Consider the following 14,810-nt stretch of genomic DNA (forward strand, 5'->3'; position numbering starts at 1 on the left):
GGCCAGCGGCGCGAGCTGTCGTGCCCGCCGGGTGAGGTGGCGGCGAACGCGGCACCGCCCGCGCCGGAAGGGGGGCACGGGCGGTGCGGGGGTTTCGGAGTGAGGGGCGTCAGGAAACGTTGTTGGCGTTGAAGGCGCCGATGATGGCGTCACCGCCGGTGTTGTAGATGTCGCCGCCGGCCAGCTGGTTGCCGGTGCCGATGACGGTGATGGTGGTGACGGTGACCGTGTCGCCGCCGTCGGCGAAGGCCTGGGTGGGAACGGCGACGGCGCCGACGGCGGCGAGGAGCACGGCGAAGGTACGGACGGTGCGGTACATGGAGGTATCCCTTCGTAGACCAACTGTGCTGTGAACACTAGGGACTCGGGTCCGGGCACCAGGGGCAATGTCACTCGAATGGGGTCAACTGCGTGTCGTCGGGGGCGGGCCCGCCTCAGTCCACGGCCGGCCGGTACACGGTGAGCGCCTGGCGGGCCTTGGCCAACCGCAGGGCACCGGCGGCGGGGACGGACTCGCCGTCGACCGCGATCCGGTCGGCGTCCCCCAGCGCGTCGAGGTCGAGGGCGGTGAGCCGGGCCGAGTGGTAGACCCGGGAGCGGGAGAGCGTCCCGGAGAGGAAGGCGGCGGCGAGCCTGGTCCTGGCGAACGGGCTGCCGCCGTCCACGACCCGGATGTCCAGCAGCCCGTCGGCAAGGCCGGTCCGGTGGGTCGGGGCGAACCCCGGCGGGTCGTACGCGCCGTTGCCCGCGAAGAGCAGCCAGAGCCGGCGATTGCGGCCACCCGCCCGGACGGTGACCGGTTCGGCGACGGCCAGCACCCGGACCACCGCCACCGCGAGCGCCGGCCACTTGCCCAACCGCCCCTCCAACGACTCCCGCAGCCGGACCAGTTCGGGGTAGACGCCGAGGCTGAAGGTGTTCAGGAAATGCCGCCGCTCGGTGTCGTCGGCGGCCAGGCCGAGGTCCACCCCGCAGGCGGTGCCGGCGGCCACGGCCGCCGCCGTCGCCTCCAGCCCGTCGATGCCGAGGTCGAGCGCGAAGTGGTTGAGCGTGCCGCCGGGGAACACCGCCAGCGGAAGGTTCCGTTCGACCGCCAGCCCCGCGGCCAGGTTGACGCTGCCGTCGCCGCCGCAGACCCCGAGCGCCCCGCCGGCCGCCGCCGCGCGGTCGGCGGCCTCGGTGAGCAGCGCGGGAAGGTCGTCGTCGGGCCCGCAGACCCGCACGTCGGCCCGCGGCAGGAGGGCCAGCAGCGCGGCCGCCGTCTCCTCCGGACCGTCGGAGACCAGGGCGCCGCTACCGGATCCGCTGTTGACCACCACCGACAGCCCGGTTCCCTCGGGCAGCGCGGGCGCCGGGCGGCGCGGCGGGCCCGCGGGCGGCGGCAGGTCGGACGAGCGCGGCCACCAGCGCAGGGTGAGCGCGGCGGCCGCGGAGCCGAGCGCGAACCCCGCCAGCACGTCACCCGGGTAGTGCGCGCCGGTGTAGACGCGGGAGGCGCCGACCGCCGCCGCCAGCGGCACCACCACGGCCGCGGCCGTCGGGGACTCGATCGCGACCGCCGTGGCGAAGGCGGCGGCCGAGGCCGAATGCCCGGACGGGAACGAGGTGGTGATCGGCTGGCGGATCAGCCGCCGGGCCGCCGGTACCGGGTCCAGCCGGGGACGCGGACGCCGGGTCAGCCGCTTGGCGGCGACGTTGGCCACCGTGGAGGCGAGCGCCAGCGACCCCACCCCGCGCAGGGCCGCCCGCCGGCCGGCCCGGCCGCCGACGGCGCCCAGCACGGCGGCGGTGCCGAACCAGAGCACGCCGTGGTCGGCGGCCCGGCTCAATCCGCGCATCCACGGCGCGGTCCGCAGCCCGGCACCGCGCGGACGGGTCGCGGCGATCCGCGCGAACAGGGCCTGGTCGAGTACGTCCAATCGCCTCATCCCGTGAGCCTAGACAGGCACGGCGCCGATTGCGAGACGGGCCCCACTCCCCGGCGCGGCCGCCCGCGCCGGCGACACCCGGCCGAAGCTGAGTACGGGTACTCAGGCGCGCCCCGGCGGGCGCGCGCAGACTGGCCGACAGCACCGCGCAACCATCACAGGGATCCCGCCACCGCCATGATCAGTCGCACCGCAGCATTCCTCGTCCCCGCCCTCGGCCGTCTGCACGTCACCGCCGACGGTCCCGACGTCCTCGCCCCGGGCAGCATCGTCGCGGCCAACCACACCTCGCTCGCCGACCCGGCGGTCGTGCTCGCCGCCCTGCACCGGCTCGGCGCCCGGCCGGTCGTCATGGCGACGGCCGGTCTCTGGCGGATCCCGGCGCTCGGGTCGCTGCTGCGCCGCGAGGGGCACATCGCCGTCCACCGGGGGACCGCGCGGGCGGCCGACGCCCTCGACACGGCCGCCGAGGCCCTGGCCGCCGGGCGTGTCGTACTGATCTACGGCGAGGGCGGGCTGCCCCGCCGTCGGGACTCCGGCGAACTGCCGCCCGGCCCGTTCCGCAGCGGTCTGGCCCGGCTCGCGCACGCCGCCGACGCGCCGGTGGTACCGCTGGGTCAGGCGGGCTCCCGGCGGCTCACCTCCGGCGGCCCGGTCAAGCAGCTCGCGGGACTCGCCACCGCGCCGGCCCGCCGCCCGTCCCTCCACGTCCACCTCGGCGCGCCGGTCCGGCTGGTGGGCGACTCCGCAGAGGCGACGGCCGCCGCCCACCGTGCCGTCACGGCCGCCTGGTCCGTGGCCGCCCGCCGCGCCGGGGCCGCCTGAGCCGGTGGCCCCGGACGCCTGCCCCGGCGTGAGTCCGAGCCGACCTCTCGGACTCCGGTCGGTGTCAGCCGCCCCGTGGCTTCGAGCGCCTGCTGCGGGGCGGCGCCAGTCCCCGGGGCGACGGACCGGGGGACAGGATGACGAGCGTGGTGGTCACGCCAGTGGTGGCCGTTCTCGCTGCCGTGGGCACCCGGTCGGCGCCGTGGCTCGTCCAGCGGGTCCAGGCCCGGGTGGCGGAGGACGAATTCGAACGCCGGCAACTGGCCGAGCGGACGCAGTGGACCGCGAGCAGGCGCGGGTGAACCCGGCCCAGCGCCGTGCGTGCTACGTCGCGATCACGGACATCGTCCGGCTCTCGCGCCAGGGCGCCGTGACCGGGTGGGAGAGGGGCGCGCTGGAGCAGGCGCGCCAGGGGCGCACCGCGCGGCGCTCGCGGAGGCGCAGATGGTCGCCTCGGGAGCGGTCCTGGAGCAACTGGCCATGGTGACCATGGCGTTGTCCGACGCCCTGCCGGAAGACGCTGTTCCTGCGCGAGGGGCCGCGGAGGCGGACAGGGTCCTTCTGCCGAGCGCCAGCGGCGGGAGCGGTGCGGCGGTGGAGTGCCCGCTACCTTCCTCGTATGGAACGGGCCGACATCCTCAGCAACCTCGCCGCGCGCGGGGCCGACTCCGCCCCGCAGCGACTGGCCGGACTCGCCGAGTTCGCCGAGTTCGCCGGGCTCGCCGCCGAGTTCGACATACCGGTCGCCGACCTGCTCGTCGTCGCGGGCCACCCGGTGCCGGCGGACCTCCTGCCCCCGGAGCGCGACGCCAAGGTCCTGAAGCAGTTCGCCTACAGCGCCAGCCTCTGCGACCACGGGCAACTGGCCGAGCTGGAGCGGTTCGTCCGCGCGCTGCCGCGCATCGACGCCCCGGGGCCCGTCGTGCGGTCGACGTCGTCGCCGCACCACCGGCCCGCCGAAACCGGCCTCGCCGCCGTGCTCCACGGGTTGATCCACAATCGAGGCTTCGGGATCGGCGAACTGCCGTTCATGGGGCTGTCCCGCAGCACGCTGCTCTCGATGGTGTCGAGCTGGGAGCCGAGCCGGCACCGGCAGTTCCAGCTCTGTGCCGTGGCCGGTCCGCTGGGCTGGCGCCTGCCCGACCTGTTCGCGGTCGTCGACGAGCCGTACTCGGAGGACCTCCGCCCGGTGGTGCTCTGCCGCCACGTCGGGCGGGTGTTCACGGCCGCCGTCCACTTGACCACCGGCCAGCTCATCGAGGCCGGACGGGAAGCCGACCGGCTGAGCGGAAGGCAGGACCAGGGCGTGTGGCACCCCGTCTCGCAAGGCTTCGTCGCGGAGTGCCCGGACTTCGCCTGACGCCCCCGTCCCGCTCGCCGGGCCCGGTGCGGCGCGAACCAGTCGGAGCGCGCCAGGGCGTGGGCGTGGCGCTCGTGGTGCTGCCACCCGGGGCCGGTCTCCAGCCTGTCCTGACGTAGCGCCAGGTCGCGAGTCCCGCGGTGCCCGGGCGCGGGGTTCGGGGGAGCGCGCGCAGCCGGCCGGCTCCCCGGTGTTCGGCACTTTGCAAAGAGGGAACTTTGCAAAGTGGTTGAAAGCTTCAAGCGGCGCCACGCTCCCGGGCCTGTGATGTCGGGCTGAGTGCGCCACAACCCGGGTGCGGCGCCGTCACCCGATCCAGACGGAGTGCCAGGTCGCGAGCACCCTGGCGCCGATGCCGATGCCGATGCCGATGCCGATGCCGATGCCGATGCCGGCCCCGGCCCCGGCCCAGGGCTCGTGCCCGGCCCTGGGCCGGGGTTCGTGGGTGCGCCGTCGGCCGGCTCCCTGGCGCTGGTGACTTTGCAAAGAGGTCACTTTGCAAAGTGCCTGACAGCTTCAAGCGGCACCATGCCGGTCATGTTGAGGCATGAGCCCAACGGCCGGTTGTGGTTGCGGGGAGCGATGTCGGTGCCGTGGTCTACGGTCGCGGCATGGGTGAGGTTCGCGATGAGGTGACAGGGCTGTTCTCGGCGGTGGCCCGGGCAGTGGTGGTGGTCGAGGACGCGGAGGCGGCGTTGGCCTTCTACCGGGACGGGCTCGGCTTCACGGTGCTCTTCGACGGGGAGACCGACGGCTACCGTCTGCTGCACGTGGGGCTGCCGGGCGGGGCGGGGCTCTGGCTGATGCCGGCGGATTCCCCCGAGGCACGGGCCGCGGTGGGCAGGCAGACCGGCGGTCTGCCGCTGCTGGTCCTCCACACCGACGACCTCGACCGGGTCGCGGCCCGGCTCGCCGGGCTCGGGGTGGCCACCAGGCCCGGGGTGCCGGACGGTGGGCCAGGCCGCTCGCTGCACTTCCGGGACCTCTACGGCAATGAACTGGTCGCCGCCCAGCTCGCCTGAGGCGGGGCCGCCCGGCCCGACGGCCGGCTGACACCGCCGGGCCGGGCGCGTCGCGTCGGTGGCGCCGAAGCAGGTCGAGCCGAAGCAGGTTGGGCCGAAGTAGGTCGGGCCGGACCAGGCCGGGACGGAGCGGCTCGGGACGGACTGGGGCGCGCCGGGCCGGTGGTGCCGGGCCGGTCGGGACGGAGCAGGCCGGAACGAACCGGGGCAGGATGGGGCGCATGGAGCGCACGTTCGAGGAACTGGTGGCCGAGGCCGAGGCGGTGTCGGTCGACGGGTGGGACTTCTCCTGGCTGGACGGCCGGGCGACCGAGGAACGCCCGTCGTGGGGGTACCAGCGGCTGCTGGGGGAGCGGCTGTCCCGGGTGTCCGCGGCCCTGGACGTGCAGACCGGGGGCGGTGAGGTGCTGGCGGGCGTGGCCGGGAGCTTCCCGGCGGCGATGGTGGCCACCGAGTCCTGGCCGCCGAACGTGGCCCGGGCGACCGGGCTGCTGCACCCGCTCGGCGCGGTCGTGGTCGCCGACCCGGACGAGCCGCCGCTGCCGTTCGCCGACGGGGCGTTCGACCTGGTGACCAGCCGCCATCCGGTGACGGTCTGGTGGGAGGAGATCGCCCGGGTGCTGCGGCCGGGCGGCAGCTACCTGGCCCAGCACGTCGGGCCGGCCTCGGTGTTCGAGCTGGTCGAGTACTTCCTCGGGCCGCAGCCGGAGGCGCGCCGGGCCCGGCGCCCCGAGGACGACGCGGCGGCCGCCCGGACCGCCGGCCTGGAGGTGGTGGACCTCCGCCCGGAGCGGCTGCGGATGGAGTTCCGGGACATCGGGGCGGTGGTCTACTTCCTGCGCAAGGTGGTCTGGATGGTGCCGGGCTTCACGGTGGGCGTGTACCGCGAACGGCTGCGCGAGCTGGACGCCCGGATCCGGGCGGAGGGGCCGTTCGTCGCCCACTCCGCCCGGTTCCTGATCGAGGCGCGGAGGCCCGGGGGGCCGGGGGCCGGGCCGCCAGGGCAGCCCGAGCGGCCCCGACGCCCCGGTCAGCCTGCCGTGACCAGGCCCAGGTAGCCGTCGCTCCACAGGTCCTCGTCGCCGTCCGGCAGCAGCAGCACCCGGTCCGGGCGCAGTGCCTCGACCGCTCCGGGGTCGTGGGTGACCAGCACGATCGCGCCGGGGTACGTGCCGACCGCCGCCAGGACCTCGGCGCGGGAGGCCGGGTCGAGGTTGTTGGTGGGCTCGTCGAGCAGCAGGACGTTGGCGCCGGAGTGGACCAGCCCGGCCAGGGCGAGCCTGGTCTTCTCGCCACCGGACAGCACCCCGGCGGGCTTGTCGGCGTCGTCGCCCCGGAACAGGAACGCGCCGAGGACGTGCCGCAGCTCGCCGTCGGTGAGGTCGGGCGCGGCCCGGGAGAGGTTCTCGTGGACGCTGCGGGCCGGGTCGAGGGTGTCGTGCTCCTGGGCGAAGTAGCCGAGCCGCAGCCCCGGGCCGGCGACGACGCGGCCCGTGTCGGGGCGCTCGCGGCCGGCCAGGATCCTCAGCAGGGTGGTCTTTCCGGCGCCGTTGTGGCCGAGTACGACCAGGCGGGTGCCCCGGTCGACGGCGAGGTCGAGGCCGGTCAGCACGGGGCGGCCGCCGTAGGACTTGGCGAGGCTGACGGCGCCGAGCGGCATCCGGCCGCAGGGCGCGGGTTCGGGCAGCCTGATCCGGGCCGTGCGCTCGGTCTGTCGGGCCGGTTCGAGGGCGGCGAGCATCCGGTCGGCCCGGCGGGCCATGGAGCGGGCTGTGACGGCGGTCGCGACGTTGGCCCGCATCCGGCCGGCCTGGGCGTGCAGGGCGGCGGCCTTCCGTTCGGCGTTGGCGCGTTCGCGGACCCGGCGCCGTTCGTCGGCGTCGCGCTGGGCGAGGTAGGCGGCCCAGCCCGTGTTGTGCACGTCGACGGCGGCGCGCTGCGGGTCGAGGTGGAAGACCCGGTTGACGGTGGCGGACAGCAGCGGCACGTCGTGGCTGATCAGCACCACGCCGCCCGGGTAGCCGGCCAGGAAGTCGCGCAGCCAGGCGACGGCGTCGGCGTCCAGGTGGTTGGTGGGTTCGTCGAGCAGCAGGGTGTCGTGCCCGGCGAAGAGGATCCGGGCCAGTTCGACCCGGCGCCGCTGGCCGCCGGAGAGCGCGCCGAGCGGTCCGTCCAGGACCCGGCCCGGCAGGCCCAGGCCGGCCGCGACCCGGGCGGCCTCGGCCTCGGCGGCGTATCCGCCGCGGGCCTGGAACTCGGCCTCCGCCCGGGTGTAGGCGGCCATCGCGCGGCGCTGGGCCCGTTCGGGCTCCTCCAGAGCCGCGGCCGCAGCCGTGGCCGCACCCGCACCCGCAGCGGCAGTCGCAGCCCCGGCCCCGGCCTCGGCACGGGCACCGGCACCGGCTTGCTTCCGACCGCGCTTCCTGGCACGGCCCTTCGGCTTACCGGTCCCGGTCGTACCGGTTCTCGTCGTACCGGTGGACTGCACACCGGTCGCCGATGCGTAGTCCTCCGGCGTACCGGCCGTCGGCGGCTCGGTCCCAGCGGTCCCGGCGGCCCCGGCGGCCCCGGCGGCCACGGCCGAGGCGGCCTCGGCGAGTGCCGTCTCGGCGGCGCGCAGCGCGCGGACGGCGGAGTCCAGGCCGCGTGCGGAGAGGATCCGGTCCGTGACGGTGACGGCCGGGTCGGCGGCTCGGGAGTCCTGCGCCAGGTAGCCGACCGGGCCGGTACGGGTGACGGTCCCGGCGGCGGGCCGGAGCCGGCCGGCCAGGGTGGAGAGCAGGGTGGTCTTGCCGGCGCCGTTGCGGCCGACCAGGCCGATACGGTCGCCGGGCGCGATGTGAAGGGTGACGTCGGACAGCAGCAGGCGGGCGGCGACGCGCACGTCGACACCACGGGTGGTGATCATGGGATGACGCTCCGGAACAGCGGACGGACACACGGGTGGCGTGGAGGCGGGTCCGTCAGCTAGGAGATGCGGGGCGTCGACATGGGGCCGAGGGTAGCGCGGCCGGGCGGTGCTTCGCACCCGGATTTCCGTCCGGCCCGTGCGGCCGCGGGCGCGGGCGCGGGAGACGGTCTTGCCTGACCATGTCCGCGACATGTTCCATGGGCTCATGGGGCGCAGCGAGCTCGTTCTGATGACCGATCACAGTTCGGCCGAGGGCAGTCGGGAGGTGCTGGCCGCCGCCGTGCACAGGCTCACGGGCCGGGCACCGATCCTGCTCGACGCACGGCACTTCATGGCCGGCGGTCCCGGCCTGGTGCGCGGCGCCGAGGGCGGGGTGAGCCTGGAGGTGCCCGGCGAAGGCCTGGCCGTGACCGCCGCGGCCGTCCTCCTCTACGAGATACCGCCGCACCGGCGCCAGGAGCTCGCCGACTGCCAGCGCGCACTGCGCGAGCACGGCGTGCGCTCGCTCGGCACCGACGCGGACGGCTGGCGGGTGGCCACCGACAAGCGCCTCGCCGTCGAGCGGTTCGCCCGTGACGGCGTGCGGCAGATGGCCACCGTCACCCTCTCCCGGCCCACCCCCGACGAGGCGGCCGAGGCCTTCGACCGGCTCGGCGGCGACGTCTGGGCGCGGCCGGCCGTCGGGATGAGCGGTCAGGACGTCTTCCACGTCACCACCCGCGCCCAACTCGCCGACGCCGCACGGTGCTACGCCGAGGCCGGTACCGACTGGCTGCTGGCGCGCGACGCCGGCAACTTCACCGCCGACGGACGGCGCCACCAGTACCGGGTGACGGTGCTGGGCGGGCGGGCGATCCGCGCGGTCGAGCACGTGCAGTCCGACCCGGACGCGCCGTGCAACCTCGCCCGGGGCGCCGTCTCCACCCCGCTCCCGGTGGACGGGCTGCCCGCCGGGCTGGCGGAGCTGGCGGTCGAGGCGACCGGGGCGGTGGGCCTGCCGTTCGCCGCGGTCGACCTGGCGGCCCAGAGCGGCGGCGTGGTCTTCGAGGTCAACGTCCACCCGGCGTTCGGCTCGCCGGGTGCGCTGGAGGCGGTCGCCGTTCCGTACGTGGCGGCCCACCTCGATCCGCCACGCTGAGCGGCTGCGCCGACCCGCCGACCCGCCGACCCGCCGCACTGACCCGCCACACTGACCCGCTGTAGTCCCTCCGGGGCTGGGGCGCCGCCCCAGCCCCGCGCCGTCACCCGCTGCGCAGTACCGCCGCCAGGAGCGACGGGTTGAACAGCGCGGTCGGCGGCGCGACCAGCGACATCACCTCGTGGAACGCCGAGGTGACCCGGGGGTCGGTGGTGGCGCTCGCCAGCACCTTGTCCAGGAAGCGGTGCTGGGCCCGGACCAGTGCGCCGGACGGCCCGCCCGTGGTGGCGGGGAACCGGACGTCCTCGCCGGTGGACATCGCCCACGCGTTCCTCGACACCCCCGCCACCGCCCGCCGGGCCGCCCGCGCCGTGGCGTGCCCGACGCCGCCGTGCCGCGCCGCGACCCGGCGCAGTTCCCTGGCGCCGAGCGCGGCCACCGTGATGCCCTGCCCGTAGACCGGGTTGAAGGTGCAGGCGGCGTCGCCGACCACGATCAGCCCGTCGGGCGAGCGCCGTTCGTAGTGCCGCCGGACGCTGGGGCCGGGCACGAATCCGCGGACCTCGCCGGCCGGTTCGGCGTCCGCGAGCACCTCCCGCATCTCCGGGTCGCGCAGGAGTCCCAGCTGGCGGTTGAAACCGGCCTCGCCCGGCTCCGGTTCGGCGCCGCGCATACCGCCGACGCTGACGATCCAGCGGTCACCCTCGACCGGCAGCAGCACGCCCATGCGTGCGTTGTCCGGCGCCTTGCCCTGCAGGTACAGCGCGGTCCAGTGGGCGGGCGCGCCGGACGGGCGGTGGAAGAGCCGGGTCGCGTACGCCACCCCCGGGTCCACCCGCTCCTCGGGCGCCGGCGGGCAGCCCAGCTCCCGCAGCCAGTCGGCCATGGCCGTGGACCGCCCGGACGCCTCGACCACCAGCTCGGCGGGGATGTCCCTGGCCTCGCCCCGGTCGGCGCCGCGGGCGCGGACCCGCACGCCGGTCACCGCCCGCGCCGAGCCGAGCAGGCCCACCACCTCGGTGCCCTCAACGAACTCCACCGAGGGCTCCGCCCGGACCCGGTTCAGCACGACCGCGTCCAGGACCGGGCGGGTGCAGGAGAGGAAGCCGAGCGCGGCGGGGTAGTCGGCCATCCAGCCTGCCGCGCTCAGCCAGCGCAGGTCGCCCGACAGGGCGACCCGTACGGCCCCGGCCGCCCGGAGTTCCTCCTGGGCGCCCGGCATCAGCTCCTCCAGCACCCGGTGCCCGGCCTCCAGCAGCAGGTGGGCGTGCCGCCCCTGCGGGAGCCCGGCGCGGAACGTCACCTCCTCCGGGTACCGGTCCCGCTCCACCACCACGATCCGCTCGGCGAACCCGCGCAGGGCCCACGCCGCCAGCGTCCCCGCCAGCCCGCCGCCGATCACCACCGCCGTACCCCGCCCGGAGGACGTACCCAAGGAAGCCATGCTACGTAGCGTAGTGGATCACGCACGCTCCCGTCGTCGCTCCGGGCGCCTCCGGGGGCGCTCAAAGCCCTTGCGGCGAAGGGGAGCTGACGTCCGAAAAGTCCCGACATCATGGGGTGCGGACCGGGCCTCCGGAGCCGCCGCGGACCCCGGCCGGAGCGTCCCGCGGATCGGGGCCGGCACCCCTGGTCGAGGAGTGTCCCCGGTGGGTACTAGACTCGGTGAGGTTGTGAAGGCACCTCGTTCGGTGAGGCGTCGCCACGGACACAGGCCACTGACCCCACGACGTCGAGAGACGCCCAGGGTCAGGACAGGTCTCCCCGGCCTAAGGGGTGACCCCAAGTGGCTGCACCCCCGGGTGCTACGCCGTGGCGTGCCAAAGCTCTGACGAGATCAGGGGTGCCCCACCCGTCGTCGCGGGCACCTGTGCGTGCGGTCGGACGGTGTGGAGCCTCCTGATGGCCCGGTAACGGTGACCCCGCGTGGGCGCCCCGGCGGCGAGGAGGTGAGATCGGTGGAGAGCAGTAGCCCGGGTCGAAGTCGGCCCTGCCCCAGGACGTCCCCCACATCTCCTGGCACCCGGCACCCCTCCTCCCGTACCGCTCCCGACCCCCGTCGCCGCACCGCCCGCCGCTGATCCCGGCAGGCGGCTCCGCGCGGCCGGGCGCCGTGCGCGGTGGAGGACGGCCGGGCGTCTCCTGCCTGCCCCGCACCGACCCCTCCGGCCGGGTGCGGCGGCCCCCGAACAGCGGAGGTACCCCGCCATGTCCGACTGGCGTGTGCGCGCCGTGCGCGCGAGCAAGCGTCCGTTCTCCCGTTCCGTCGCCCCGACCCGCTCCACCGACACCCAGCCCGCCCCCGAGCACTCGATGGACCCGCGTCCGGACCAGCCGGCCGAGGCCGTCAGCCTGGAGCGCTCGGTCGTCGACGCCGCCGTCTACCGCGAGGGCCGGCGGATGCCGACGCCTGCCAGCCTGGCCGACGTCTACCGCGAACTGCCCGGCAAGCCCGGCACGATGGCCTGGATCGGGCTCTACCGCCCCGCCGAGGCCCAGCTGCTGGAGGTCGCCGAGCGGTTCAACCTGCACGAACTGGCCGTCGAGGACGCCATCGTCGCCCACCAGCGGCCGAAGCTGGAGCGGTACGGCGACACGCTCTTCGTCGTACTGCGCGCCGCCCGCTACCTGGACGACGTGGAGGAGGTCGACTTCGGTGAGATCCACCTCTTCGTCGGCCCCGACTTCGTGTTCACGGTCCGGCACTCGCAGGCGCCCGACCTCTCCGCGGTGCGGCGGCGCCTGGAGGCCGACCCGGAACTGCTCGCGCTGGGCCCGGAAGCGGTGCTCTACGCGGTGCTGGACGCGGTGGTCGACGGCTACGCGCCGGTCATCGCGGGCCTCCAGCACGACATCGACGAGATCGAGACCGAGGTGTTCGGCGGCGACCCGCAGGTGTCCCGGCGCATCTACGAACTCTCGCGCGAGGTCATCGAGTTCCAGCGGGCCACCCGGCCGCTGTTGGAGATCATGAAGAGCCTGGAGGCCGGCTTCGGCAAGTACGGCACCGACGACGAGCTGCAGCGCTACCTGCGCGACGTCGCCGACCACGCCACCTACGCGGCCGAGCGGGTCGACGGCTTCCGGCAGATGCTGCAGAACATCCTCACCGTCAACGCGACGCTGGTGTCGCAGCGGCAGAACGAGGAGATGAAGCAGCTCGCCGAGGCCGGGCACGCCCAGAACGACGAGATCAAGAAGATCTCCTCCTGGGCGGCCATCCTCTTCGCGCCGACGCTGATCGGCACCGTCTACGGCATGAACTTCGACAAGATGCCGGAGCTCAAGTGGGCCTTCGGCTATCCGTTCGCGATCGCCCTGATGGCGTTGGTCTGCACGAGCCTCTACCTGGTCTTCAAGCGCCGCAACTGGCTCTGACGGCCGAGCCGCCGGGTCTTCGTCCGTCGCCCGTCGGCGTCTCCGCCGTCGGCGCCGCCGCCCTCGGTCCGTTCGTCCGCTGCCCGTTCGTCCGCTGTCCGTCCGTCCTTCGTCCGCTCGCTCTCCGCCGGTTCGCCGTCCGTCGGTCCGTCGGCGTCTCCGCCGTCCGTCGGTCCGTCGGCCGGGGTTCGGGTCCAGAGGAGGGTGGCCGCGGCGAGGGCGGCGGCGCCGAGGATCCAGCGGGGAGCGCCGGCCGGGAACAGGCCGAGGGCGAGGCCCGTCAGGGCACCGGTCAGTTGCAGCGCGAGCGACTGGACGGAGAGCGCGGTGGCCCGGGCGTCCGCCGGGACGGACCGGTGCAGCAGCTCGTTCTGGTTCGGCCCGGCCGTGCCCAGCCCCAGGTAGGCCAGGCCGTAGCCGACCGCGGCCGACACGGCGGCGGCCGGGCCGGCGGCCTGCGCGGTGACGGTGAGCAGCAGCAGGCCGCCGGTGGAGAGGGCGAGCCCGACCGGTACCGCGCGGGCGCCGCCGAACCGCCGGGCCGCGCGCGGGGCGAGCCGGGCGCCGAGTGCGGAGCAGAGGAACCCGGCGCAGGCCAGCCCGCCGACCAGGACCGCGCCGGACTCCGCGGTGCCGGTCAGCTCGGCCGCCCGTCCGGGGGTGAGCAGTTCGGTCACCGCCAGGCCGGCCCCGAGGGCGGCGGCGGTGAGCAGCACCCGCCGGACGACGGCGTTCCGTCCGCCCAGCCGCAGGCCGGTCAGGACGGTGGTGGGGACGTCGGCGAGCACGGTCCGCAGCGTCGCCGGCGGCCGCGGCGGATCGACGAGTGCTGCCATGACGTACCCGGCGAAGGCGGTCTCGACGACGGCGCCCAGGAGTACCGGCACCGAGAGCGGCAGGACGAGGCCGCCGGTCGCGCGGGTGAGGCGGTCGCCGAGGTCGCCGGAGAGCAGCCACGGCACGGCCCCGCCGAGCAGGGTGCCGGCGGCCAGTGCGACGGATCCGGCGGCGCTGCCCCGCGCCAGTCCGGTGCGCAGGTCGCCGTCCGCGCCCGCCCGGGCCTGCACGGCGTCGACGTACCAGGCCTCGGCCGGGCCGCTCGCCAGGGCCCGCGCGGTGCCGAGCAGCACCATGCCGGGGAGGAGCAGCGCGGGGGAGTCGCCCAGGGCGAGCAGGGTGAAGGCGCCGATGCCGACCAGGCCGGCGGCGGCGAGGACGGGGCGGCGGCCGAGGACGTCGGAGAGTCCGCCGGTGGGCAGCTCCAGGGCTGCGGTGGTGAGTGAGTGGGCGGCGAAGAGTCCCGCTACGCTGCCGAGTTGGAGGCCGCGCGAGGTGAGCAGGAGTACCAGGGGTGCGGTGGCCAGGCCGAGGGGCAGCCAGAAGAGCACGCATATCGTCAGATAGCGTCTGCGGGCGGTGTTCTCGTCGAGCGGGATGGTCATGCGGACTCGTCCTGACTGGCGGCGGTTTTCGTGGTGGCGGCCGTGGTGACGGCGGCCGTGGTGACGGTGGTTGTGGTGGCGGCCGTGGTGACGGTCGCCGTGGTGTCGGCGGCCCCGGCGGTGGCGGCGGCGGGCCCGGGCCCGGGCGTGGCCCCGGTGGCGTGCGTCGGGTCCGGGGCGAGCGGGATGGCGGCGGTGATCAGTGCCACCTGTTCGGTGCGCGGGTCGCCTTCGTCCTGTGCGGCGAGTTCGAGGGCCCGCCGGTGGATCAGCGCGCGCAGCTCGGCCAGTGACTCGGGGGTAAGGCGCAGCAGCAGGTCGTCGATGGTGGAGGCCGCCGACCAGTCCTCGCCGAGCCGCCCGGCGGCGACGTCCGCCTCGTGCTGGGCGAGCGACCGGGCGAGGTGGCCGATCTGGTGGCGCCGGGAGAACTCGACGAAGGCCCGGCTCTCCGGCGTGGCGGCCATGGCGCGGTTGTCCCAGGAGGTGATCGCGTGCACCGGGCGCCAGCGGCGCTCCCGTGAGTCCCGGTGTTCGGCCTCCGCGACGAAGGCGTACTTCGCCAGGACCCGCAGGTGGTAGCTGGTGGAGCCGGAGGACTCCCCGGTCCGGGTGGCGAGTTCGCTCGCGGTCGCCGGCCCGTACTGGCGGAGCAGGCCGAGGAGCCGGATCCGCAGGGGGTGGGTCAGTGCTTTGAGCGCGGCGGTGTCCCGCTCGGGGTCGAGCAGGCGGCGCCGTTCGTCCTCGGTCATGCGAGGAGGGTAGCCGTCCCGGGAACTCTGCAAAAGAAGTTCTGCAAAGTCGGC

15 protein-coding genes and 1 riboswitch are annotated in these 14,810 nt (G+C 75.4%); of the genes, 7 read left to right on the plus strand and 8 right to left on the minus strand.

All coding sequences use genetic code 11. The features are described from left to right. Positions 1-109: 109 nt before the first annotated feature. Both AC067J_RS22800 and AC067J_RS22805 read right to left on the minus strand, forming a co-directional pair. Positions 110-319 (minus strand): hypothetical protein, encoded by a 210-nt coding sequence (locus AC067J_RS22800; protein ID WP_329881113.1) that lies wholly within the window; start codon positions 317-319, stop codon positions 110-112. A 115-nt stretch (positions 320-434) separates the two neighbouring features. Next, the gene (locus tag AC067J_RS22805) at positions 435-1,928 is read right to left on the minus strand and encodes a phosphatase PAP2 family protein (RefSeq protein WP_478301932.1); all 1,494 of its coding nucleotides are present in this window, start codon (positions 1,926-1,928) and stop codon (positions 435-437) included. Positions 1,929-2,105: 177 nt separating this feature from the next. Between AC067J_RS22805 and AC067J_RS22810 the strand changes: the two genes are divergently transcribed. Both AC067J_RS22810 and AC067J_RS22815 read left to right on the plus strand, forming a co-directional pair. Continuing rightward, positions 2,106-2,753 (plus strand): lysophospholipid acyltransferase family protein, encoded by a 648-nt coding sequence (locus AC067J_RS22810; protein ID WP_478301933.1) that lies wholly within the window; start codon positions 2,106-2,108, stop codon positions 2,751-2,753. A gap of 146 nt (positions 2,754-2,899) precedes the next feature. Next, on the plus strand, positions 2,900-3,055 hold the full coding sequence (locus tag AC067J_RS22815; protein ID WP_478301935.1) for a hypothetical protein: 156 nt from the start codon (positions 2,900-2,902) through the stop codon (positions 3,053-3,055). 22 nt (positions 3,056-3,077) lie between these two features. On the opposite strand, the gene AC067J_RS22820 is transcribed toward AC067J_RS22815, so the two are convergent. Continuing rightward, entirely contained in the window at positions 3,078-3,227 is a 150-nt protein-coding gene (locus AC067J_RS22820; RefSeq protein ID WP_478301936.1) for a hypothetical protein, read from the minus strand. 145 nt (positions 3,228-3,372) lie between these two features. On the opposite strand from AC067J_RS22820, the gene AC067J_RS22825 reads away from it, so the two are divergent. Next, on the plus strand, positions 3,373-4,113 hold the full coding sequence (locus AC067J_RS22825) for a hypothetical protein (protein ID WP_478301937.1): 741 nt from the start codon (positions 3,373-3,375) through the stop codon (positions 4,111-4,113). Positions 4,114-4,419: 306 nt separating this feature from the next. Here AC067J_RS22825 and AC067J_RS22830 read toward each other — a convergent pair whose 3' ends face one another. Next, entirely contained in the window at positions 4,420-4,608 is a 189-nt protein-coding gene (locus AC067J_RS22830; protein ID WP_478301938.1) for a hypothetical protein, read from the minus strand. A gap of 116 nt (positions 4,609-4,724) precedes the next feature. On the opposite strand from AC067J_RS22830, the gene AC067J_RS22835 reads away from it, so the two are divergent. Both AC067J_RS22835 and AC067J_RS22840 read left to right on the plus strand, forming a co-directional pair. Next, a complete protein-coding gene (locus AC067J_RS22835; RefSeq protein ID WP_478301939.1) occupies positions 4,725-5,135 on the plus strand; it encodes a VOC family protein in 411 nt (136 codons plus the stop codon). Positions 5,136-5,356: 221 nt separating this feature from the next. Continuing rightward, positions 5,357-6,193 carry a class I SAM-dependent methyltransferase gene (locus AC067J_RS22840; RefSeq protein ID WP_478301940.1) on the plus strand — a complete coding sequence of 279 codons (837 nt, stop codon included), beginning with the start codon at positions 5,357-5,359 and terminating at the stop codon, positions 6,191-6,193. On the opposite strand, the gene AC067J_RS22845 is transcribed toward AC067J_RS22840, so the two are convergent. Further along, positions 6,166-8,043 carry an ABC-F family ATP-binding cassette domain-containing protein gene (locus AC067J_RS22845; protein WP_478301941.1) on the minus strand — a complete coding sequence of 626 codons (1,878 nt, stop codon included), beginning with the start codon at positions 8,041-8,043 and terminating at the stop codon, positions 6,166-6,168. The genes AC067J_RS22840 and AC067J_RS22845 overlap by 28 nt on opposite strands. Before the next feature lie 232 nt (positions 8,044-8,275). On the opposite strand from AC067J_RS22845, the gene AC067J_RS22850 reads away from it, so the two are divergent. After that, positions 8,276-9,184, plus strand: coding sequence for an ATP-grasp domain-containing protein (locus tag AC067J_RS22850; protein WP_478301942.1), 909 nt, complete (start codon positions 8,276-8,278; stop codon positions 9,182-9,184). Positions 9,185-9,287: 103 nt separating this feature from the next. Here AC067J_RS22850 and AC067J_RS22855 read toward each other — a convergent pair whose 3' ends face one another. Further along, positions 9,288-10,628 (minus strand): NAD(P)/FAD-dependent oxidoreductase, encoded by a 1,341-nt coding sequence (locus tag AC067J_RS22855; RefSeq protein WP_478301943.1) that lies wholly within the window; start codon positions 10,626-10,628, stop codon positions 9,288-9,290. A 232-nt stretch (positions 10,629-10,860) separates the two neighbouring features. Continuing rightward, a riboswitch (M-box (ykoK) riboswitch) is annotated at positions 10,861-11,034 on the plus strand. A gap of 358 nt (positions 11,035-11,392) precedes the next feature. Here AC067J_RS22855 and AC067J_RS22860 point away from each other — a divergent pair. After that, entirely contained in the window at positions 11,393-12,562 is a 1,170-nt protein-coding gene (locus tag AC067J_RS22860) for a magnesium and cobalt transport protein CorA (protein WP_478301944.1), read from the plus strand. On the opposite strand, the gene AC067J_RS22865 is transcribed toward AC067J_RS22860, so the two are convergent. Both AC067J_RS22865 and AC067J_RS22870 read right to left on the minus strand, forming a co-directional pair. After that, positions 12,529-14,004 carry an MFS transporter gene (locus AC067J_RS22865; RefSeq protein ID WP_478301945.1) on the minus strand — a complete coding sequence of 492 codons (1,476 nt, stop codon included), beginning with the start codon at positions 14,002-14,004 and terminating at the stop codon, positions 12,529-12,531. The two genes, AC067J_RS22860 and AC067J_RS22865, sit on opposite strands and share 34 nt — an antisense overlap. Beyond that, positions 14,001-14,756 carry a helix-turn-helix domain-containing protein gene (locus AC067J_RS22870; RefSeq protein ID WP_478301946.1) on the minus strand — a complete coding sequence of 252 codons (756 nt, stop codon included), beginning with the start codon at positions 14,754-14,756 and terminating at the stop codon, positions 14,001-14,003. Before AC067J_RS22870 ends, AC067J_RS22865 begins: the two co-directional genes overlap by 4 nt. Positions 14,757-14,810: the final 54 nt, after the last annotated feature.

The organism is Kitasatospora sp. NPDC042419 (assembly GCF_056437345.1).

Excerpts from the sequence above, each read along its gene's own strand:
- AC067J_RS22800 (WP_329881113.1), bottom strand. The coding sequence starts at position 319 with ATGTACCGCACCGTCCGTACCTTCGCCGTGCTCCTCGCCGCCGTCGGC.
- AC067J_RS22805 (WP_478301932.1), bottom strand. The coding sequence starts at position 1,928 with ATGAGGCGATTGGACGTACTCGACCAGGCCCTGTTCGCGCGGATCGCC.
- AC067J_RS22810 (WP_478301933.1), top strand. The coding sequence starts at position 2,106 with ATGATCAGTCGCACCGCAGCATTCCTCGTCCCCGCCCTCGGCCGTCTG.
- AC067J_RS22825 (WP_478301937.1), top strand. The coding sequence starts at position 3,373 with ATGGAACGGGCCGACATCCTCAGCAACCTCGCCGCGCGCGGGGCCGAC.
- AC067J_RS22835 (WP_478301939.1), top strand. The coding sequence starts at position 4,725 with ATGGGTGAGGTTCGCGATGAGGTGACAGGGCTGTTCTCGGCGGTGGCC.
- AC067J_RS22840 (WP_478301940.1), top strand. The coding sequence starts at position 5,357 with ATGGAGCGCACGTTCGAGGAACTGGTGGCCGAGGCCGAGGCGGTGTCG.
- AC067J_RS22845 (WP_478301941.1), bottom strand. The coding sequence starts at position 8,043 with ATGATCACCACCCGTGGTGTCGACGTGCGCGTCGCCGCCCGCCTGCTG.
- AC067J_RS22850 (WP_478301942.1), top strand. The coding sequence starts at position 8,276 with ATGACCGATCACAGTTCGGCCGAGGGCAGTCGGGAGGTGCTGGCCGCC.
- AC067J_RS22855 (WP_478301943.1), bottom strand. The coding sequence starts at position 10,628 with ATGGCTTCCTTGGGTACGTCCTCCGGGCGGGGTACGGCGGTGGTGATC.
- AC067J_RS22860 (WP_478301944.1), top strand. The coding sequence starts at position 11,393 with ATGTCCGACTGGCGTGTGCGCGCCGTGCGCGCGAGCAAGCGTCCGTTC.
- AC067J_RS22865 (WP_478301945.1), bottom strand. The coding sequence starts at position 14,004 with ATGACCATCCCGCTCGACGAGAACACCGCCCGCAGACGCTATCTGACG.
- AC067J_RS22870 (WP_478301946.1), bottom strand. The coding sequence starts at position 14,756 with ATGACCGAGGACGAACGGCGCCGCCTGCTCGACCCCGAGCGGGACACC.